This is a genomic window from Armatimonadota bacterium (assembly GCA_031459855.1).
Classification (GTDB): domain Bacteria; phylum Sysuimicrobiota; class Sysuimicrobiia; order Sysuimicrobiales; family Humicultoraceae; genus Fervidifonticultor; species Fervidifonticultor primus.
The window spans coordinates 1,204,568-1,224,530 of the sequence record JAVKHP010000001.1 but is presented as its reverse complement, the minus strand read 5'-3'; the positions used below and the strand labels follow the sequence as shown (position 1 = coordinate 1,224,530).

General features: G+C 68.9%; 19 protein-coding genes and 1 tRNA gene. 7 read left to right on the top strand and 13 right to left on the bottom strand.

The window, feature by feature from the left end; genetic code table 11:
• Positions 1-41 precede the first annotated feature (41 nt).
• Positions 42-1,784, top strand: coding sequence for an ATP-dependent DNA ligase (locus QN157_05610; protein MDR7555067.1), 1,743 nt, complete (start codon positions 42-44; stop codon positions 1,782-1,784).
• 228 nt (positions 1,785-2,012) lie between these two features.
• Here QN157_05610 and QN157_05605 read toward each other — a convergent pair whose 3' ends face one another.
• On the bottom strand, positions 2,013-2,786 hold the full coding sequence (locus QN157_05605) for an N-acyl homoserine lactonase family protein (protein ID MDR7555066.1): 774 nt from the start codon (positions 2,784-2,786) through the stop codon (positions 2,013-2,015).
• A 410-nt stretch (positions 2,787-3,196) separates the two neighbouring features.
• Between QN157_05605 and QN157_05600 the strand changes: the two genes are divergently transcribed.
• Together QN157_05600 and QN157_05595 are read left to right on the top strand one after the other, a co-directional pair.
• Positions 3,197-3,403: a cold-shock protein gene (locus QN157_05600; GenBank protein MDR7555065.1), complete on the top strand. Its 207-nt coding sequence runs from the start codon at positions 3,197-3,199 to the stop codon at positions 3,401-3,403.
• 275 nt (positions 3,404-3,678) lie between these two features.
• Positions 3,679-4,209 carry a YSC84-related protein gene (locus tag QN157_05595; protein ID MDR7555064.1) on the top strand — a complete coding sequence of 177 codons (531 nt, stop codon included), beginning with the start codon at positions 3,679-3,681 and terminating at the stop codon, positions 4,207-4,209.
• A gap of 190 nt (positions 4,210-4,399) precedes the next feature.
• Here QN157_05595 and QN157_05590 read toward each other — a convergent pair whose 3' ends face one another.
• Entirely contained in the window at positions 4,400-4,930 is a 531-nt protein-coding gene (locus QN157_05590) for a DUF402 domain-containing protein (protein ID MDR7555063.1), read from the bottom strand.
• A 133-nt stretch (positions 4,931-5,063) separates the two neighbouring features.
• On the opposite strand from QN157_05590, the gene QN157_05585 reads away from it, so the two are divergent.
• Both QN157_05585 and QN157_05580 read left to right on the top strand, forming a co-directional pair.
• A complete protein-coding gene (locus QN157_05585) occupies positions 5,064-6,218 on the top strand; it encodes a polysaccharide pyruvyl transferase family protein (protein ID MDR7555062.1) in 1,155 nt (384 codons plus the stop codon).
• 46 nt (positions 6,219-6,264) lie between these two features.
• Positions 6,265-7,233, top strand: a complete 969-nt coding sequence (locus QN157_05580) for a kelch repeat-containing protein (GenBank protein ID MDR7555061.1) — start codon at positions 6,265-6,267, stop codon at positions 7,231-7,233.
• 51 nt (positions 7,234-7,284) lie between these two features.
• Here QN157_05580 and QN157_05575 read toward each other — a convergent pair whose 3' ends face one another.
• The 3 genes from QN157_05575 to QN157_05565 all read right to left on the bottom strand — a co-directional run bounded on the left by QN157_05575 (position 7,285) and on the right by QN157_05565 (position 9,694).
• Entirely contained in the window at positions 7,285-8,388 is a 1,104-nt protein-coding gene (locus tag QN157_05575) for an arsenic resistance protein (GenBank protein ID MDR7555060.1), read from the bottom strand.
• Between the two features lie 681 nt (positions 8,389-9,069).
• Positions 9,070-9,145: transfer RNA gene (locus tag QN157_05570), tRNA-Lys, on the bottom strand.
• A gap of 174 nt (positions 9,146-9,319) precedes the next feature.
• Entirely contained in the window at positions 9,320-9,694 is a 375-nt protein-coding gene (locus QN157_05565; GenBank protein MDR7555059.1) for a cupin domain-containing protein, read from the bottom strand.
• 423 nt (positions 9,695-10,117) lie between these two features.
• Here QN157_05565 and QN157_05560 point away from each other — a divergent pair, with 423 nt between their 5' ends.
• Complete coding sequence (locus QN157_05560) at positions 10,118-10,609, top strand: nucleoside 2-deoxyribosyltransferase (GenBank protein MDR7555058.1); 492 nt, start codon at positions 10,118-10,120, stop codon at positions 10,607-10,609.
• A 129-nt stretch (positions 10,610-10,738) separates the two neighbouring features.
• Positions 10,739-11,227, top strand: a complete 489-nt coding sequence (locus tag QN157_05555) for a hypothetical protein (protein MDR7555057.1) — start codon at positions 10,739-10,741, stop codon at positions 11,225-11,227.
• A 154-nt stretch (positions 11,228-11,381) separates the two neighbouring features.
• On the opposite strand, the gene QN157_05550 is transcribed toward QN157_05555, so the two are convergent.
• The 8 genes from QN157_05550 to QN157_05515 all read right to left on the bottom strand — a co-directional run bounded on the left by QN157_05550 (position 11,382) and on the right by QN157_05515 (position 19,957).
• A complete protein-coding gene (locus QN157_05550) occupies positions 11,382-12,182 on the bottom strand; it encodes a glucose 1-dehydrogenase (GenBank protein ID MDR7555056.1) in 801 nt (266 codons plus the stop codon).
• Between the two features lie 27 nt (positions 12,183-12,209).
• Positions 12,210-13,148: a nucleoside hydrolase gene (locus QN157_05545; GenBank protein ID MDR7555055.1), complete on the bottom strand. Its 939-nt coding sequence runs from the start codon at positions 13,146-13,148 to the stop codon at positions 12,210-12,212.
• A 257-nt stretch (positions 13,149-13,405) separates the two neighbouring features.
• Positions 13,406-14,509, bottom strand: coding sequence for a queuosine salvage family protein (locus QN157_05540; GenBank protein MDR7555054.1), 1,104 nt, complete (start codon positions 14,507-14,509; stop codon positions 13,406-13,408).
• 21 nt (positions 14,510-14,530) lie between these two features.
• Positions 14,531-15,616, bottom strand: a complete 1,086-nt coding sequence (locus QN157_05535) for a queuosine salvage family protein (GenBank protein MDR7555053.1) — start codon at positions 15,614-15,616, stop codon at positions 14,531-14,533.
• A 75-nt stretch (positions 15,617-15,691) separates the two neighbouring features.
• Positions 15,692-16,612 (bottom strand): carbohydrate ABC transporter permease, encoded by a 921-nt coding sequence (locus tag QN157_05530; GenBank protein MDR7555052.1) that lies wholly within the window; start codon positions 16,610-16,612, stop codon positions 15,692-15,694.
• A 3-nt stretch (positions 16,613-16,615) separates the two neighbouring features.
• Positions 16,616-17,512 (bottom strand): sugar ABC transporter permease, encoded by an 897-nt coding sequence (locus QN157_05525; protein ID MDR7555051.1) that lies wholly within the window; start codon positions 17,510-17,512, stop codon positions 16,616-16,618.
• Positions 17,513-17,623: 111 nt separating this feature from the next.
• Positions 17,624-18,892, bottom strand: coding sequence for a sugar ABC transporter substrate-binding protein (locus tag QN157_05520; protein ID MDR7555050.1), 1,269 nt, complete (start codon positions 18,890-18,892; stop codon positions 17,624-17,626).
• Between the two features lie 258 nt (positions 18,893-19,150).
• Complete coding sequence (locus QN157_05515) at positions 19,151-19,957, bottom strand: ABC transporter permease (protein MDR7555049.1); 807 nt, start codon at positions 19,955-19,957, stop codon at positions 19,151-19,153.
• Positions 19,958-19,963: the final 6 nt, after the last annotated feature.

Genomic DNA, 19,963 nt, shown 5'->3' with positions numbered 1-19,963 from the left:
CTGCGGCCCATGGCTGAACTCTTGCATGGGAAGGACCTGCCATGCGCTACCGGGAGCTGGCCGAGGCCTACGCCCGCATCGAGGCCACCACCGCGCGGCTGGCTATGACGCGCCTGCTCGCCGACCTGTTCCGCGCGACGCCCAAACGCGTGCTCCCCCTGGTCGTCTACCTCACCCAGGGCCAGCTCGCCCCGGGCTTTGCCGGCCTCGACGTCGGCGTAGCCGAGAAGCTGGCGGTGCGGGCCGTGGCCCAGGCCGCAGGTGTGGCGCCCGAGGAAGTCGCCCGGCGCCTGGCCCGCGCCGGAGACCTCGGCACGGTGGCCGAGGCGCTGCTCGAGCGGGTGCGTCCTGCCGGACCGGCCCTCACGGTCGAGCACGTCCACAAGACGCTGGAAGCCGCAGCACGCGCCACGGGCAAGGGCGCGCAGGCCGCCAAGCTCGCCGCCATCGCCGACCTGCTGCGCCGGGCCACACCCCTGGAAGCCAAGTACCTGGTGCGCACCGTGACCGGCAAGTTGCGCCTGGGCGTCGGCGACATGACGGTGCTGGACGCGCTGGCGGAGGTGTTCGGCGGCGGCCGCCCCGCCCGCACCGCGCTGGAGCGCGCCTACAACCTCACCTCCGACCTCGGCTACGTGGCCGCCACGGTGGCGCGGGGCGGGCTGGCTGCCGTGCGCAAGGTCCATGTCGTGGTGGGCAAGCCGATCCGCCCGATGCTGGCCGAGCGGCTCGCCGATCCCCGCGAGATCCTGGCCAAGCTCGGCGGCCGCTGCGCGGCCGAGTACAAGTACGACGGCGAGCGGCTGCAGATCCACAAGCAGGGCACCCAGGTCGAGCTCTACTCGCGCCGGCTGGAACGCATCACCACCCAGTACCCCGACGTCGTGGCCCTGGTGCGCCGTCACGTCAAGGCGAAGGACGCCATCCTGGAGGGCGAGGTCGTGGCTGTCGACCCCGACACCGGCGACCTGCGCCCCTTCCAGGACCTGATGCGCCGCCGCCGCAAGTACGGTATCGAGGAAGCGATGGCCGCGCTGCCTGCAGCCGTGTACGCGTTCGACCTGCTCTACGTCGACGGCCAGGATCTAACCGAGCAGCCGTACAGTGAGCGGCGGCGGCGGCTCGAGCGGACCATCGCCCCCAACGACCGGTTCCACCTCGCCACCGGACGCGAAGTGACGTCGGTGGAGGCCCTCGAGGAGTTCTTCCAGCAGGCCGTCGCCGATGGCTGCGAGGGCCTGATCTGCAAGGCGGCGGGCGGTGTCTACCAGGCCGGCGCCCGCGGGTGGCTGTGGATCAAGTTCAAGCGCGAGTACCGCAGCGAGCTGACCGACACGGTCGACCTGGTCGTCGTCGGGGCGCTACACGGGCGCGGCCGCCGCGCCGGCACCTACGGCGCGCTGCTCATGGCCGCCTACGATGCGCCGTCGGGCACGTTCCCCACGGTCTGCAAGCTCGGCTCGGGGTTCACCGACGAGTTCCTGCGCACGCTGCCCGATCTCTTGCGCCCGCACCTGCGGCCCGAGCGCCCCGCCCGGGTCGACAGTCGTCTGGTCCCCGACCGGTGGGTCGAACCGGCGCTGGTGTTCGAGGTGATCGGCGCGGAGATCACCTTGAGCCCCATCCACACCGCGGGGTGGGGAGCCGTCCGGGCGGGCGCGGGGCTCGCCATTCGGTTCCCGCGGTTCGTGCGCGTGCGGGACGACAAGGGCCCCACCGACGCCACCACGGTGGCCGAGCTCCTCGCCATGTACCGGGAGCGCCTGAAGAGAGCCGCATCCTGAGCCCGCGCGACGACCACCCTGTCGGCCACGGTGCCGGGTGACTCGCGCATCTCGTCGAGCCGCATCCTGAGCTCCCGGCGACGACACCCCGTCGGCGGAAACGGCTGACCGCACCGCACGCTGCACACTATCCGTAGCCCGGGGGGGCGATCACCCCGTCGGCAGCGCGGCAGGGCCACCCGCAGCGCCGCGGACGGCGATGGTGGGGCCGCGGTTGCGCGTGACCGCCTACGCCAGCCGGTACACACCCGGCGCCACCTCGGGGAAGCGGCGCCAGACCTCGCCGTCGTGGCCCGGGCACAGCCGGCTCTCGTCGCCGTCGCACAGCGCTCGAATGCGCCGCATGGCGTCCAGGCACTCCGCGACGCTGCAGAGGTGAATTGCCGGGGGCATCCAGTCGCGCAGGTTGCGGTAGGTCGTCAGGGCGTCGTTGGCGATGACGAACGGCCCCCTGGCGGTCTCCACCACCACGATCTGCATCCCCGGCGAGTGCCCGCCCACCCACTCCAGCCGCACACCGGGCAGCGGTTCCAGCACGCCCTCGACGACCTTCAGCCGGCCGTGCACCTGCAGGTCTCCCAGCTCCTCGGTGAACCGGTCGCTCAGGAAACGCTGGTGCCAGGGCTCGCCGGCACCGTAGCCGGTCCAGAACTCCACCTCACGGCGCTGCACCCAGAACGTGGCTGCCGGGAACGCCCCCTCCAGGTCGAAGTGATCCCAGTGCAGGTGCGTGAGCAGCACCGTGCGCACCTGCTCGGGCTGCACGCCCACCGCAGCCAGCAACTGCTCACGCGGCCGCAGCCCGTCGACGGGAATGCCCTTGAGGCGTCCCAGGCGTGGCGTGAACCCCGTGTCCACTACCACCGGACCGTCGGCGCCCTCCAGCACCCACAGGAAGTAGGCAGACGTCGTCGTCTCGCCTACCGGGTGCAGGTAGAGGCGCGTCGACCAGTCCACCGTACGGCCCCCCGGGCTCAAGGCGAACACCTGCCACGTCGGCATAAGATGACCTCCTCCCATCGCGCTGCCGAATCGGCGCCATCCGCTGATATTCGCGCGCGTCCGCCGCGGGCCTGCGCGACACGGGCGCGGCAACGCGTGCCACCTGGAGACGTGGTCAGCTGCTCCATCCGTCGTCGGTGATCGGCACCGGCAGGAACGCGGCAGCCCAGCCCCGGTTCGTGTGCCACTACGATCCATCTGCCGTCGATGGTCGGCACCGGCAGGAACGCGGCAGCGGGCGCTTCCCCAGAGGGCACCCAGAGGTTCCCGTCCGCTGCGGTTACCTGGCAGCCGGGCCTCGTGGCGCGGCCAGCCGGTGGTCTTGCGCTCGTGCCCAACCCGTGAGACAATGGCCGGGCATCGCAGAGGGCAAGGCGTCTGTGGTAGCTTGCAGCAAAGGTGGCAGGACGATGGCAACAGGCACCGTGAAGTGGTTCAGCAACGAGAAGGGCTACGGGTTCATCACACCCGACGACGGCACGAAGGATCTCTTCGTGCACTTCAGCGGCATCGAGGGCGACGGCTACCGATCGCTGGTCGAGGGGCAGAAGGTCGAGTACACGCAGACCCAGGGCCAGAAGGGACCGCAGGCCACGCGGGTGCGCCCGATCGGCTAACCGGGCGGCCCCGCGCCGTCTCCCGCCTGACAGGAGAAGGGGACGGCTGTCAGCGGGATGATGAGCCTAGCGGGCCCGGGCGCTGCGCGCCCGGGCCCGCGGCGTTGTCAGCAGCGAGCGGTCGCCCGCACCACCGCGCCCCGAGCAGGTATCTCCGTGCCGGGCGGGTAACGGTTCCACGGAACCGCATCTTTCGTCGCCGGCACAGCCCTGGACGCCTGGCGACGACACGGAGGTGGGCGATGGACCGCAGCGCAGCTGGTCGGAGGGTCCTGGTGGCGGTCGTCCTCGCGATGGCAGCAACGCTTGCGCTGGCACCGTCGGCGTCCGCCAAGACGGCGAAGGAGATCGACGCCGGCGTGGACGCCGTGCTGGACCAGTTCATGCAGAAAGTCAAGGGCGCCCGCGAGTTCCTCCGGACCGCCAAGGGCGTGCTGGTCTTCCCCGGCGTCATCAAGGCCGGCATCGGCGTCGGCGGCGAGTACGGCGAAGGCGCGCTGCGCATCGGCGGACGCACGGTCGCCTACTACAGCCTGGCCGCCGCCTCCATCGGGCTACAGCTGGGCGCCCAGAAGAAGGACATCATCATCGTCTTCCTCGACAGCAAGGCGCTGGCCGACTTCCGCGCCAGCACCGGCTGGCAGGTGGGCGTGAACGGCTCGGTGGTGCTCGTCGACCTGGGCGCCGACGCATCGATCGACACGCAAAAAGCCAACAAGCCCATCGTGGGCTTCGTGATCGGCCAGAAGGGCTTGATGTACAACCTGACGCTGGAAGGCGCGAAGATCTCGAAGATCGACCGGTAGACGGCTGCGCGGCCTGTACCGGACTGTCGGGCGTACACTCGTCGCTGCGTCGTGCGCGTAGGACGACGGTAGACGCCTGCCCGGCCTGCGCCGCGCTGTCGGGCAGCGCTTTGCCTCGGGGCATCCCCGTTGCCCGCCGCGGAAGCAGGCGGTAGCCCCAGCCCGCATCACCACACCCCGGCGCGGGCCGTTACAGGGCGTACGTCCGCACGACCTCCGGCGGGAATTCGCCCCGTGCGGTGGCCGCCACGAGCGCGTCCAGGACCGCGCGGGCGTGGGCCGCCTGCGTGGGGGTCAGGTGCCCCAGGCGCACGGCCGCCGCGAACTCGTCTTCGTCGAGCACCAGGTGCCTGCCGTCGGGCGCGATCCAGAGGTCGAGGAAGAGGTCCACGAGAGGGTCCAGGGTGTGCGGGTCCGCATCCTGCCACCGCACCGGCTCCAGCACGTCGACGTAGTACCCCGTCCAGGTCCCATCGGGGCGGTAGATCCGGCCCACGTCGAAGGGCTGGTCCTTGAACAGGAACCACACGGCCCCATACCCGGCTGCCAGCACCGGCACACCATCGTAGTCGAGGGGACGCGACGGCGCCAGGTCGTGGGCAACCACGATGAGGTGCTCGGTGGCCTCGAGCAGGTGCGCCGTGAACGCGACGCGCCGGTCCGGCGGGCGCACGAACTCAAACACGATCTGCCCCTTGCTGCGGGGCGGGTGGACCGTCACGGGCTCACCGGGCGGCGCACGGGGGCTCCCCGACGCACGCTGCCGCGCCGGCCTCGCGATGCGCTGGTACGAACAAACCGTTTCCGTGCCCGTGGCGTCCTATGCATGGGGCGTCCGCCCAAGGGGGCAGATCGTGTCCGTGCACCACGCGTCTGGAATCCACCGTGCTACCCACCTCCGGGATCTTCGTGGTCGGGGTGTCGCTGTCCCCTCCGCCGGCACGGGTCTGGTCGCCGCGCTGCGGGGCACGCTGCACGACGTCCTCCGGGCGGTGCTGGGGGCTACACGCACGTGCGCGCTGCTCGACTTCCCCAACCGCACCAACGTGGGCGACAGCCTCATCTGGGCCGGCGAGCGCACGCTGCTCGACCGATGCGGGATTCGGGTGCTCTACACCGCCGACCGCAGAACCTTCAGCGCGACCGTGGTGCGGAGGCTGCCGCGCGCCACCCCCATCCTCTTCCACGGCGGTGGCAAGCTGGGTGATCTCTGGCCGGTCCACGAGGTGTTCTGCGAGACGGTCGTCGCGGCGTGCCCCGACCGCCCCATCGTGTTGCTGCCGCAGACGGTCACCTTCGTGCAGCGGGCGGCCCTCGAGCGCGCGGGCGCCGTCCTCCGGCGGCATCCCGACCTCACCGTGCTGGTCCGGGATACCGAGAGCCTGCGGATCGTCGACCAGGAGCTCCGTGTCCGTGCAGTCCTGTGTCCGGACCCCGCGTTTGCGCTCGATCCCCTGCCCGGGGCCGCCGCCCCGCTGGCAGCACCGGCCCCTACACGGCGCGTGCTCCTCCTGCTCCGCAGGGACCACGAAGCGGCACTGACCAGAGGACAGCATCCGCAGGCGGTCGACTGGGTCACGATCGCGGGCCGCGACTGGGCAGCGCTCGTCCGGTACGTCGCGCGTATCATGCTGGCCGATCTTCGCCTGCGGATGGCCCGGTGGACAGCGGCCGACGTCCCGCTTGTGTCTCCCGCGGTGTCTGCCCGCCTCACCGCCTACGACGCCCTGGCGACGTGGCTGGTGCACAGGGGCGTCCGGCTGATCGCCGACAGCGACGTCGTCGTCACCGACCGCCTGCACGGCCACATCCTGGCGATGCTGCTGGAACGACCGCACGTGCTGCTCGACGACCGCTACGGGAAGCTCCGGCGCTTCGTCCGGACCTGGACACAGCCCTCACGCCTCGTCCACTGGGCCCGAACGCTCGACGAGGCGCTGCACGTCGCCGCGGCGTTCGCGCAGTCGACGCCGGCCGCCGCAGGGCCCCGTGGGGGCCCTCTCGCGTAGCGACCACGCGCTGACGGGATGCACGCCATGAGGTGAGGAGGAGACCATGGAAATCACACGGCGGCAGTTCCTGACGGTGGTGGCTGGCACGGTCGTCGCCCCGGCCGTCGGTATGGGGCACGCGACGCGGGGGGCGGCCGCCGAGACGTCCGGACGCTGGGTACGGCGGGCCTCACTGCCATTCCCCCGCACGGAAGTCAGCGTCGCGGCCCTCGACGGCAAGGTGTACGTGATCGCGGGATACGCCCATGGCCGCGTCGACCAGCCCTACACCCAGGCCTACGACCCGCAGGCGGACGCCTGGCGCGACCTCGCCCCGATGCCCAGAGGCCTCAACCACGTCGCGGTGGTGGGCAGTCGGGGACGCATCTGGGCGTTTGGCGGATTCGTGGAGCAGAACCGGAACGCCGTGGCGGACGCCTACGTCTACGACGCCGCCGCAAACCACTGGGAGCGCATCGCGCCCCTGCCGGCGCCCCGCGGGGCGGCCTCGGCGGTCGAGCTGGGCGGCCTGCTCCACCTCGTCGGCGGCCGCGACCAGCAGAGCGTCGGCACGCACGAGGTCTACGACCCCACGGCGGACCGCTGGCACGCCCGCGCCCCGCTTCCGGGCCCGCGCGACCACCTGGGCCTGGTGGTGCTCGACGGGCGCATCCACGCCATCGGAGGCCGCTTCAACACCTTCGCCAACAACCGCGCCATCCACCATGTCTACGACCCCACCCGCGACCGATGGGAGGAGCGCGCGCCGCTCCCGAAGCCGCGCAGCGGCGTGGCAGCAGCGGTGCTGCGCGGGCGCATCTACGTGTTCGGGGGCGAGGAGACGGGCGGCGTCTTCCCGGACAACGACGCCTACGACCCCCAGGCAGATCGCTGGGTAGCTATGGCGCCCATGCCCACCCCGCGCCACGGGACCGGCGCCGCGGCTGTGGGCGCATGGATCTACGTGCCGGGGGGCGGGCTCACCGTCGGCGGCAGTCGACCTTCTGACGCCCACGAGGCGTTTGCGCCCTGAAGAGACTCTGAAGGTCCACGCCCTCGTATCACATGCTCGATGCCCGTCCGCCTACCGTCGGTGCAGCGGACGGTGGCGCAGCGGACCGTCCGCTGCCACCGCCCGTCGAGCACTGTCCACACGGGACCCGACGAACCATTCCTGCTGTCGTATCCACAGCACGGCGTGCAGCATGAGGATCAGCACGGGCAGCTCGATACTCGGCCCGATCACCACGGTGAGCGCCACCAGCGGGCTGGCGAACGCGGTGACCGCCACGGCGAGGGAAGCTTCGGAGTTGCGGGCCGAGGTGGTGAAGACGAGCAACGCAAACTCATGGTACGCGAGCCCAAAGAGCCGGGCCGCCACGACACTCATGCCGAACGCCGTCGCGAAAAAGCCAAGCCCCGGCAGGATCATTTTCACCACTACGGCCGGATTCGCGAACACCACGGACCCCTGGGATGCAAACATGGAGGCGACAACCGCCATCAGCGTGCCCGTTTTCAGGTAGGGAAGCCTGAGGCGCTGCTTGGCAAGCTCGATGGAAATGCCGGCGCGGCCCAGGCTCCAGCGTGTGCCACCCGCCAGCAGAAACGGCACGACCAAGAAGACGAGCACGCTGCGTAGGATGGCGGAGGGTTCGATGTGGACGACGGCGCCGGCGAGCACCACCATGTAGACTGGCAGGAGGACGATCTGCAGCACCACATTCCAGAACAAGAGGCTGACACCGAGTTCGACGTCGCCGCTGGCCAATTCGGTGAACACGAGATACCAACCGATGCAGGGCGTGACCAGGTAGAGGATGAGCCCCACCCAAATGTCCGGGTCGCCGCGCAGAAACAGATACCCGAGCACCCAGGCGAGCGCGGGTGTCACCACGAAATTGATCCCGACCGCCACCGTGGCCGGTTTCCAGCGCGCGAAGGCCCGCATGACACCTCGTGCGCTCACGCCAAGCATGATGAAGTAGATGACCAGGAATACGCCACCTGTGACCACGGGGGCCAGTCGTGCCGCCACCGTCGGAGCCATCGCCGCCAGGGCCAACCCTACGGCGATGGCGCTCAGCAGCAAGAACGGCTGCAGGCGATCGAGGCGGCCCAGCGTCGTCTCCAGTGCCAGGGCGGGCGATGGCGGCGTCACCTGCGGCCTCCTGTCGTACAGGTCCATCCTCATTCAACCCCAGTCCGCGGTGCGAGCATAGCGGGGACATCCCGAAATCTGCGGCGGGAAAATCCCCACGCGCCGCCCGTGGAATGGCAAAGGCTCCCCGGCGCCGTGTTGGCCAGGACCAGGAAGACGGCCAGCGCGGTCACCGCCACTGCCCCGATGGTCACGTACATGAGGCGAAGGCAGTGCACGTCTGCGCCGGCCGCATCGGACAGGCCCTTCGCAACTACGCGCGCCACGGACCCATGAACGGCCGCGTCGAAGCACAGCGCTGAGCGGGCGCAGGAACACGAGGTGAACGCTCATGCCAGGGTTTCAAGTGTGGGAACCACCAGGAGGCTTGGTCTGGGAGGGCGCCGATCAAGAGGAGGCGCTCCTGACCGCTTTACGGCACCGGCGACCAGGCGTCGTCATCGAGGTCGCTGAGATCTAGTGAAGCCGTGAAGCGCGGGCGGGCCCGCGTACTCAGTGCGTCCAGCAGCGGTGGCCGTGTCGTGTTCGCACCGCTGGGCGTCAATGCTACGACACGTCCGCCGCAAACGCGCGCGCCTAGCGAGGTGGCCTTGCCGAGTTTGCGCTCTCGCTCAGCCCGTCACGCCACACGAGCGCGGTGCGTGCGACACCAGGGGCAGACCTTGCGAACCCTCGCCCAATCGAGCCCCTGGTCTGCGCAGCTCGTGATGGTGGGCCCTGAGGGACTCGAACCCCCGACGCGCGGGTTAAAAGCCCGCCGCTCTGCCTGCTGAGCTAAGGGCCCTACTGCCGTCACGCGGCGGTCAGATAGCCGCCGCCTCCAGATTCTCACCTTAACACCGCGGGCCGGCCGTGGCAATCAACGTGCGACCGGCCCCCGGGGCCGCACCCTCGTCGGGGCAACGATCCCGCTCTGAACACCCGAAAAACGCGGCCCCGAGGCCCAGGGCCTTCCGGCCTAGCCGCCCATCGCCGCAACGTTCTTCATCACGACGTCCATCGTCTTCCTCAACTCCACCGTAGGGCTGGACTCGACGACCTCGGTGTCCGGGAAGATCTCGGGGGTGTGGCCGGGAGCGGCGTAGTACGCTTCTCCCGCGGTGCTTACGTCGTCGCCGTCAGCGTAGTGGTAAACGAGCTTGCCCTGCAGCACGATGCCCCAGTGCGGACACTGACAGCGGTCGTCTGGGAGTCCCTTGAACAGGGGAGTCAAATCTGCATGGGCGGTGTAGGTTTCGAACCCAATCGTGTAGCTACCCACTTCCTGGTACCGACCTTCAAACCCCTCCGCCACCTCCACCTGAAATGCTGTTGCCCTGGATGCCTGCGGCATCTGTGTCCCCCCTCTACAGTGTGAGCGCCATTCGACCGTCCCATGGTATTGGGTTGTGCACAGCGCGCCGCCTACCCCGACCCGGACGGTTCCCCACCCTTCGGCGCCTGCATTCACCCTTCCCGCCAGGAGGATCCAGAGCCCGGCGCAGCCACGAAAGCGCCGCCTGCAGGCCAGGACAAAACGAAGTCGCAACCGATCACACGCTGCCTCCTAACCCTCGCACTTCACCCTCGGGCAACGGCGCAGCCAACCCTCGGAGGGGGAATGACCGATCGTGTAGGCGAATGCGTCGAGCACGGGAGGGACCCTGGCCAGGGGATGCGGTCCAGCAGTCCTCCACCCGGGACCACCATCGGCACGCGGGGACCGGGTGCCCCCGGCCGGAATCATTGCACAGATGCGTTCGACCAAGGAGACACCATGAAGATCTACATGGCAGGTCCGCTGTTCACCCCGTACCATCGCGCCTTCATCGCCCGTAATGCCGAGCGCCTACGAGACGCGGGCTTCGTATGCCTGGTGCCACACGAGCGCGGCGTCGTGCATGAAATCGACCGGGCGACTGGCAAGGTCCTCACGCCAGCACAAATCTTCCAGATGGACTACAAGATGGTCGCAGACGCCCACGCAATCGTCGCGTTGCTGGATGATCCGGACGTCAGCAGCGGCACCGCAGCTGAGATCGGCATCTTCTACGGCCTGATGCAGCACGACAAGACGAAAAAGGGTATCCTCGGCCTGCTCACCGACGCCCGTGCATGGAAGCGGGCCGCTGCTGGTGCACCGCCGATCAATGCGTTCACGCTGGGCACCGTCGAAGCCGCGGGCGCCGTCTACCGTACGCTCGACGAAGTCATTGCGCACCTCGATGTCTGGCGCCGGGAGCTGCATGCTGAGGGGTTGCTCCTCTGACGCGATACCCAGGCCCCCGATCATGCCCACTGTGTTTCTCCGTGCCTCAGAAAGATCGGCCCTGCCAGCTCGAGTCGATGCATGCCTGGCCGCGCCGACTACACACCTACATGTTGCAGGAGGGATTCCGTGAAGGTCTTCCTCACCGGCATCATCGCTACGCCCTACGCTCGTGAGTTCCTGGTCAAGTGCGCACGCGTGCTCCGGGATAAGGGAATTACGTGCTACACTCCCGTCGAGGGCACGTGGACGCCTGCCGTCGGCGACCGCGCTGAGAGTACCGTGGCTGATGACTTCGCCGCCCTACACGAAGCCGACGCCCTCGTCGCCATCCTCGACGGCCTGAGCGTCGACGACGCCGTCGCGGCCCACATCGGCGCCTTCCACGCCATGATGCGCCTGGGAATGCCCAAGCAGGGCATCATCGGCGTCCTGCACGACACGCGGGTGGCCAGGTGGGACTGGGCCGCGGGTGCCCGTGCGGTCAACGCCTACGTCGTCGAGTGCATCCACGAGCGCGGCCGGATCGTCTCCTCGTTCGCCGAAGCGACTGCCGAACTCCTGCGCTGGGCAGGCCGGACCGATGAGACCTCTTCCGTGGACGCTGGCATCGCGTAAACGCTCCATGGTCCGTGACGAGACATAGGTGGCACGCTACGCGCACACGATACGCGCACCGGACCAACCGCTCGGCGCCACAGCACGTGCCCGAGCTGGCGGCAGTCGCCTGACCAGCGGCTGCCGACAGCGGTGCTGGGATGCGTGGCTTCTGCTACTGGCCCGTGAACACGATCTTCACGTCGACCGCCGGTGACCGGAGTTGGGCCGAGAGCCCGCCGTCGACGGTGACGACGGTGCCGGTCACGTAGGCCGCGTCATCGGATGCCAGGTAGACCGCTGCGCCCGCCACGTCGGCGCCGGTGCCCATGCGGGCCAACGGGATGACGTCGCTCACGGCCGTCCGCGCTTCCGCCCCCACGGGGCTGCGTCGTTCCACGGCGATCGCGCCCGGGGCGATGGCATTGACACGGATGCCCCACGGTGCCAGATCCAAGGCCATGGCGCGTGTGGCCGCTTCGACCGCCCCCTTGGCCGCATCGTAGGCGACTCGATGGCGATGAGCGCGCGTGGCGCCGCACGAGCTCATGTTGATGATGCACCCGGCGCGGCGCGCCACCATCTGGCGCGCGGCGTGCCACGCGCACAGGTACACACCCTTGAGGTTCACCGCCATCACGCGGTCCCACGTGGCCTCGTCGGTATCCAGAAAGTGGCGTTCGACTCCGGGGCCGTGGGCCAGGGCTGCGTTGTTGACCAGCACGTCCACCCGGCCGAACGCCTCCACCGTCCGGACGAAGAGCCGGGCCACCTGGTCAGCACACGCAACATCCGTGGCCACGAACAGCGCCGGGGCTCCGTGCCCCTGCAGCATCGCCGCCGCTCGGGTTCCCCGTTCCTCGTCGACGTCGGCGACCACCACCATCGCGCCTTCCGCGCCGAACCGCCTAGCGATGGCCAGTCCGATGCCCTGCGCGCCTCCGGTGACGACGGCAACTTTCCCTGCCAGCCGCACTAATCCGCCCCCCTCGTCGACCGCGTGTCAGCGCCAGGCGAGCAGCGTCTCCGTGAAGACGTCCGCTACGCCCCCCGCGTCCACCTCGAGCGCCACATCCACGTTCGCGGGCCGCCCCCACTGCCCGTCGAAGTCCGCCACGGTGGCCCCCGCGGTCAGGCTGCCTTGGGTCTCGATGTCGACGGGGAGGCGTCGCACCCGGAACAGGTCGGGGCGAAGGACATAGGACATGCACACCACGTCATTGTACTGCACCCCGCCACCGGCGACCGCCGCAATCCCACGACGCCGGTACGCCTCCTGGATGAACGGCGTGATCTGCAGCAGCAGCCCCACGGCCGGGTTGTCTGCCCGCCGCAGGCGCGCAAGGTGCGCCGCAGTGATCACAGTGGGCCGGCAGACGTCGAGCCCGACCTGGGCCAGCGGTGCTCCCGAGCGGTACACGATCCGCGCGGCCTCGGGGTCGTTGTAGAGATTCGCCGAGGCAGCCGGCGTGACGTTGCCCCAGGTGAGCACGGCGCCCCCCATGAGCACGATCTGGCGCACCGCCCGCGCCACACGGGGTTCCGCGGCGAGTGCCAGGGCGACGTTCGTGAGCGGCCCCAGCGCCACCACGGTGATCTCGCCCGGTGCCTGCAGGATGCGCTCGATGAGCGTCTCCACTGCGCCTGCTGCCGCGGGGGCCCGCGCTGGCGCGGGGAACGCAACGTCGCCGAGCCCGTTCTGTCCGTGGATCGCCCTGGCGTACGTCGGCTCGCGTAGCAGCGGCCGGGCCGCTCCAGGGTACACCGGGATGTCGGGCCGACCGGCCGCTTCCAGGATGACCAGGGCGTTGTGCGTACACTGCTCGACGTCGGTATTGCCAAAGACCGTGGTAATCGCATCCACGTCAAGCCCGGCGGCGAGCCCGAGGAAGATCGCCGCGGTGTCGTCGATCCCCGGATCGGTATCGATGATCACCCGCATCCCCGGCCTCCTCGGTGGCTGCGTGCTTCCGGCTGCGGCAGGGAGGCACGGCCGCGCCCCGGGCACGGGCAACGACGTCCGCGCAGCGTGCGCAAACTGGCGCGAGGAAGCGTGAGAGCGCCGTGCGTCATGCCCCGCGATGACACGCCTCGCTGCGCGATGGTACTCTCCACGGTGTCTACGCTACGTGGATAGCGCGCTGCGCTGCTCGCCAGCCCACCGTGTCTCCGCGCCACGCGGCCTCCTCAGCAACAACGTCAGTAGCACGTCGTCAGCACCAGCGGCCACCGCAGCTCCATGAGCGCGTGCTCCCGCTGAAACGCGCGGGACACCCCGCGGTACGCACACGGGTGCTCAGCGTCGCTGACACCCACCCGACAGGGCCGACAGCCGAGGTACCCCATGCGCCAGCACTCGGTGTCCACCGCGTTGACCGCCGCGTGGGTGGTTGTGGCCAGCCGGCGGCCAGCGGTGACCGTCGCCGCACGGTACTCCCGCTCCATACGGCTGTCACGGGCGATGAGGCGTTGCTCACGCAGGCGATCGGCCAGGTCTGCGCTGATCCGAAAGATCCCGGTGCGGATGAAGAACAGGGGAATGTAGTAGTCGGCGGCGATCTCGAAGTGTTCGGGGTCACGGATGCGGACGAGCCTCCGGTAGCCCGGCGTGGTCGGAATACCGTCGACGGCCCGCGTGCTCAGGAACTTCGGGTAGAGCATCGCCAGCTTGCAGAACGGCCAGTCGAAGTACGCCGTGGGAAAGTCCAGCAGCAGCCGCTGGATCAGCCCCTGGTCGTCCCCGCGGAACAGGTAGCCGTCGGCGGCCTCGAGAAGGTTGGCCGCGTGCCCGTCGTAGCGCTCCAGGAGCACCCGGCCCAGCTCGTTGTACTTGGCAAGCCGCTGCGGCAGCAGCTGCAGCGTCACCTGACCGGTTCGCTCGTCACGGTAGATGTTGCGCACGTCGTCGAGGGTCATCGCGGCCAGGTAGCGCGCATCCAGGATCGGCTGGCCGCGCCGCAGGGCCCGCATGTGCGCCGCCGCGATGCCACGTGCCCCTACGAAGCGCTCCCCGCCGATGGTGATCTCCCAGGCCTCCACCGCCCCGTCGGGCCGGCGCCGCCAGATACAGAACTCCTGCGACGTCAAGACGAGGTAGAACTGCAGGGTGTCACGGCTGTTCTCGGCCGGCGATTCGGCCGGGAACCGCTGCGGATCGGTCTGGAACGCGGTACCGCCCGTGGCCAGCTGCTGCCGCATCACCACGGCGACGTCGGCCAGCGCCCCGTCGTCGATCGTCACGTGCACTGCGGCCCCAACCAGGTCCGCGATCTCTCGACGCATCGCCTCGTAGGTGTACGGCATGCGGCCTCCTTAGTCGTCAGCTCAGTACCATGGGGTCAGCACCAGCGGCCAGAGCGCCTCCATCAGCGCGGGGTCGCTCGTGTAGGCTCGACAGACGCCTCGGTAGTCGCACGGCACTGTCTCGGGGTCCACCCCCGGGTGGCAGGGCCGGCACCGCATGAACCCCATGGCCCACGTCTCTGTGGCCAGGGCGTGCGGAAGCACGCCCAGGTGTGCGGCGAGTTCGCGCGTGGCCAGGATCGTCCAGGCCCGGTACTCCCTTTCCATGGGACTGTCGCGTGGAATGAGGGCGCGTTGCCGCAGATGCTCTCGCAAGGCCTCGCTCACCCGCAACACCCCCACTCGGTAGAGGAAGAAAGGTCGATAGTAGTCGGCACCCACCTCCAGATGCTCGGGGTCGCGCAGGTCCACCAGCGTGCGCACGGGGGTGCCCGGCGGCCCCAGCCACTCCTGGTCGGCGTAGAGGTTCCCTACGGTCACCATGATCAGCTTGCAGAACGGCCAGTCGCCATACGCCAGCGGAAAGTCGTCGAGCAGCCGTTGCACGATCCCCTGACCATCGGGACGGAACAGCCAGCCCTCGGCGCGTTCGAACAGCGTCACGAACGACCCGCGGTAGCGGGCACGGAGGACCCGCCCTACCTCATGGAACTTAGCGAGGCGTTCCGGGAGGAATTGCAAGGTTACCGCGCCGGTGCGCTCGTCCCGGTAGTAGTCCTCCATGTCGGCCAGTGTCATCGAGACCAGGTAGTTGGGGTCAAGGATGTTCTTGCCGGCGCGCAGGGCTCGCAGGTGGCACGCGTAGATGGCCGGGGCACCGTAGCGCTCCTCGCCGTCGACGTGTACCCGCCAGGGCTCCACGTCCCCAGTAGGCATCCGTTGCCAGATGAGGAAGTTGTGGGTACCGGCAACCAGCGCGAACTGCAGGCAGTCCGCCGGCGCCAAGGCCGGGCGCTCGCGGCGGATCTGGAAGTCGTCAGCCCCAAGACGCTCCCGAAGCACCGCCGCAACCCGCACCAACTGCGCGCGGTCGATCGTCACGTGACGAGCAGACGCCGCGATTGCCCGGAGGGCATCCAGCATCGCCTCGTACGTCCGTACCTCCATGCAGCCCTCCTCCTCCGCCTCGCGCCCTCAGAAACAGCACCACGCCGTCGGCCGATGTTCGCGGAGCCCATGTGCCTACCCCTTGAGTCCGCTCATCACGACGCCCTGGACGTAGTATCGCTGCAGGATGAGAAAGACAACGATGATGGGCACGGTGGCCAGTGTGCTGGCTGCAAACGTCAGGTCCCAGCGTGTCTGCACCTCGGTTACGAAGCTGGCAATGGCCACCTGGATCACACGCTTCTCGGCCGCCGGTGCCGCGATCAACGGCCACAGGAACGCGTCCCAGCTGGCCTGAAACCGAATCAGGGCGAACGCCACCAGGGCAGGCACCGCGTTGGGAAGCACGACGTGGCGGAACGCGCCAAAATAGGAACACCCGTCGATCCGGGCAGCCTCCTCCAACTCCCGGGGAATCTCCTGGAAGAACTGCCGCAGCAGGAAGATCCCCAGGGGATTCGCAACCCACGGAATGATCAGCGCCTGGTACGTGTTGACCCAGCCCAGCGCGCGCACCTGCAGGTAGAGGGGAATGGCGAGCACCTCGAAGGGTACGATCATCGTGCCCAGGAACAGCGCGAAGAGCACATCGCGCCCGGGAAAGGCTAGGCGTGCGAAGGCGTACGCCGCCATGGCGTTGACCATCAGGCTGAGACCCGTGACCGCGGTGGCCACGATCACGCTGTTCATCAGGTAGCGCGAGAACGGGAACGGTACCAGCCGAAACAGTTCACGGTACGCGTCGAACGTCACCACCTCCGGCACGAAGGTGCGCCACGATAGCGGCGACACGTACCGAAAGATCTCGACCTGCGGCCGCAGGGAGGACGCCACCATCCAGAGGTACGGCACCAGGAAAATCGCCGCCAGGACCGTCAGCATCGCGTACAGGCCCACGCGCCCGCTGGCACGGCGGACCACGGCCCAGGGAGAGACCACCGCCCGGGGCCTCGCCCGGGCGGGCACCACCAGGGAGCCATCTGCAGGCCGCCGCATCGCTCAGTACTCCACCGTGGTCCGCAGCAGCCGAAACTGCAGCAAGGTGAAGACCAGCACGATCACCAGCAGCAAGAACGACATCGCGGCGGCAAATCCCATCTCGAAGTACCGGAACGCGGTTCGGAAGATGTAGAACACCAAGACCATGGTGCTGTCCGCAGGGCCGCCATCGGTCATCAGGTAGACTGGGGTGAACACCTTGAAGGCCGAGATCGTTCCGACCACCACCACGAAGACCGCAGCCCGCCGCAGGAGCGGTACGGTGATCTGCCAGAAGCTCTGCCAGCCCGTGGCCCCGTCGATGGCCGCGCTCTCGTAGAGATCCGCGGGAATCGCCTGCAGGCCGGCCAGGAAGATGAGCATGTAGAAGCCCACTTCCTTCCACGCGCTCATGGCTACCAGGCTCACCAAGGCCTGGTCGGCGCTGGCCAGGAACGGCTGGGAAGGCAGGCCCAGGGCCTGCAGCACGCTGTTGATGAACCCCTGGGAGTTGTAGAGCAGCTTCCAGACCGTGCTGATGACCACCAGCGAGGTGACCACGGGGATGAAGAAGGCTGATCGAAAGAACGCCAACCCGCGCAGTGGGCGGTTCAGGGCCAGCGCGAGTCCCAATGCAGCCACCGTCTGCGCCACGACGAGCAGCCCAGCGTAGACGAGGGTGTTGCGCAGGGCAATGCGGAACACCGGATCCTGCGCCGCCCGCACGTAGTTGGCCCCGCCCACGAAGACGAGCTGCGGGTTGAGTAGGGAGTAGTCGAAGAAGCTCAGGCGCAGCGCCTGGAGGATCGGGAGGACCGCGAACAATACGATCCCGACCGTGGCCGGGAGCAGAAAGACCGCCGCAGCGGCGTACCGCTGACGGGCCAGTCCCGACCCACGGGCTGCACGAGGCGGCACCTGGACAGGGCGACCGACACGCCTCATGGACGCCCCGGCCGGGTGGATCCGGTTCCGGGTTCCGCCACGGGACGCGGGGTGACCCGCCGCGTGGCTCTGATCACGGCCTGCCTAGCGACCGCCGCGGGCCAGGGCTGCGTCCAGGCGCGCCGCCGCGTCGTCCAGCACCCTCTGCACATCCCGCCCCAGAGCGATGTCTTTGGCGATAGCCAGGAACGTGTCGAAGAAGAAGTTGTAGGCGGGCGTGTGGGGGCGGTGGATCGCGCAGCTCTGAAGCTGTGCAGTGAAGATGTTCCAAGGGTACTGACGAAACTGCGGGTCCCGCTGGAGCAGGGATTTGCGCACCGGAAGGTACCCGCTGGTCCGCACCCACTCCTGGTGCCGTTCCCGGGTAAGCCAGTCCACCAGTGACCACGCCAGCTCGGGATGCTTGGTCTTGGCCGAGATCGATACGTTCCACCCTCCAGCTGTCACCGCGCACCGCTTCCCGCGGAACATCGGGACCACCGCGTACTTGAACTCCGGGTACCGCCGATCCAGCACTGCCCGGTACGTGCTCGGCGCCTGGAAGATCGCGATCTTGCCCGCGGGGAACCCCTCCGGGATTGGATCGAACGCGATGACCCGATGCCGCGTGAACAGGTCCTGGTACCAGCGCAACGCCTCGACTGTCGCCGGGCTGTTCAGGTAGCCGGTGGCCTTCTTGAGATCGGGGCTGAGCACGGCGCCATTGTTCTGGTAAATGATGGGCAGAATCGGCCAGTCGCTCAGGTGCCGCAGGACACCGAAGCCCCAGACGTCAGTGCGATCGCCCGTGCGCTTGGTCAGTCGCCGCGCGATCGACACAAACTCGTCCCACGTCCACGCCTCGTTGAGGCGCTGCGGAATGCGAATACCGGCTTCCTCGAACATCGTGCGATTGACGAAGAGCCCCTCGGTGAGTTCGTGCATGGGAATGCCGTAGAGCTTTCCTTTCCACACCGGCTCGATCAGCCCCGACTCCAGAATATCGGCCTTGTTCTGCGGCGTCAGGAACCGCTCGAGGACCACGAGGCTCCCCTGTGCCGCGAAGGCGGCCGTACGCACGTCCATCCAGAACACGTCGGGCGGATCGCCCGCAGCAAAGGCCGTCGTCAGCTTCTGGTGGTATTCGTTGAACGGGAACGCGTCGCGCTGGACAGTCACGTTGGGGTTGACCCGCATGTAGGCCTGCAGCAGCGCATCCATCGCCTGCTCCAGGGCCGGATCCGCCGACATCCAAAACCGCAGGGTCACCCGCTGTTGAGCGATACCCCACGAGCTCAGCACGATAAGGAGCGTCATGATGGCCGCGGCTATGACCATCCATCGCCAGCGGGTGACCGTAAAGTTTACTGACATTCACCTCACCCCCTGTGCCTGTATCCCTCCCTGTGGAGAGAAACCGTCAGAGCCTTCGGGCTGCCTCCAGAGGGTTCCTTCACCAGGAGAAAACCACAGCGGGCCCGCGGCGCAGGAGACCCCGGCCGCTGCGTGACGTCACACCACAGCGCGTCGCGGCCGGGATCATGAGCGGCAGGATCGCCCGTCGGTCGATCGAGCCTCGGCTACACTGTGTCCGGGCATGGCCCCCAAGGATCGCCCCGACCGCCCTCCCCCTCAAGGCACCACCGCCTCCCCGCGCGCCGGCGTGCGCGCTGCGGTCCCCAGGCGCCGCCCACCAGCGCCGACCGTGCCGGTCCTCCACCGCAGCAGCCGCCGTTCCAGGCGCTCCAACCCGGCAAACAACGCCAGCGTCACCGCCATGACCAGCACGATGAGGGCGACGGTCAGGGCGGCGTTGTAGGTGCTCTGCGCGAACGACAGCAGGTAGCCGAGCCCACGGCTCGACGCGACGAACTCGCCCACCACCGCGCCGGTGAACGCGAAGCCGACGGCCAGCTTGAGGCTGCCGAGCACCCAGGCGCCCACCGAGGGCACGTAGACCTCGCGGATGACCACCCAAGCATCACCGCCGAGCGTGCGCACGCGCTCGATCAGGCGACGATCGGTCTCGCGGATGCCCCCGTAGACGGCGAAGAACACCGTGACCGCCACCAGGAGGAAGCTCAACGCGACCTTCGACGCCATGCCGATGCCAAACCAGATCACCAGCAGCGGCGCCAGGATCACACGGGGCACGGCGTTCAGCACGGCCATGACCGGCGCCAGCACGTCCGCAACCGGCGGCAGCAATGCCGCCGCCAGGCCCAGCAACCCGCCCGCAGCGACACCCAGGCCCAGGCCGCCCAGCGCCTCTGCGACGGTTGCACCGACGTGTCCCCAGAGCGCACCGCCTCGCGCCAGCTCTCCCAGGGCGCCCACCACGGCCGCCGGTGGGGGGACCACCAGCGCGCTGACCCATCGCAACCGCGTGACCCCTTCCCACGCGCCCAAAACCACCACCAGCGCGCCCAGACGCCTCATGCCGGG

Bases quoted from the DNA above. Each gene is read 5' to 3' on its own strand.
- QN157_05560 (MDR7555058.1), top strand. From the start codon at position 10,118: ATGAAGATCTACATGGCAGGTCCGCTGTTCACCCCGTACCATCGCGCC.
- QN157_05600 (MDR7555065.1), top strand. From the start codon at position 3,197: ATGGCAACAGGCACCGTGAAGTGGTTCAGCAACGAGAAGGGCTACGGG.
- QN157_05515 (MDR7555049.1), bottom strand. From the start codon at position 19,957: ATGAGGCGTCTGGGCGCGCTGGTGGTGGTTTTGGGCGCGTGGGAAGGG.
- QN157_05530 (MDR7555052.1), bottom strand. From the start codon at position 16,612: ATGCGGCGGCCTGCAGATGGCTCCCTGGTGGTGCCCGCCCGGGCGAGG.
- QN157_05575 (MDR7555060.1), bottom strand. From the start codon at position 8,388: ATGGACCTGTACGACAGGAGGCCGCAGGTGACGCCGCCATCGCCCGCC.
- QN157_05605 (MDR7555066.1), bottom strand. From the start codon at position 2,786: ATGCCGACGTGGCAGGTGTTCGCCTTGAGCCCGGGGGGCCGTACGGTG.
- QN157_05565 (MDR7555059.1), bottom strand. From the start codon at position 9,694: ATGCCGCAGGCATCCAGGGCAACAGCATTTCAGGTGGAGGTGGCGGAG.
- QN157_05520 (MDR7555050.1), bottom strand. From the start codon at position 18,892: ATGTCAGTAAACTTTACGGTCACCCGCTGGCGATGGATGGTCATAGCC.
- QN157_05610 (MDR7555067.1), top strand. From the start codon at position 42: ATGCGCTACCGGGAGCTGGCCGAGGCCTACGCCCGCATCGAGGCCACC.
- QN157_05535 (MDR7555053.1), bottom strand. From the start codon at position 15,616: ATGGAGGTACGGACGTACGAGGCGATGCTGGATGCCCTCCGGGCAATC.
- QN157_05545 (MDR7555055.1), bottom strand. From the start codon at position 13,148: ATGCGGGTGATCATCGATACCGATCCGGGGATCGACGACACCGCGGCG.
- QN157_05540 (MDR7555054.1), bottom strand. From the start codon at position 14,509: ATGCCGTACACCTACGAGGCGATGCGTCGAGAGATCGCGGACCTGGTT.
- QN157_05580 (MDR7555061.1), top strand. From the start codon at position 6,265: ATGGAAATCACACGGCGGCAGTTCCTGACGGTGGTGGCTGGCACGGTC.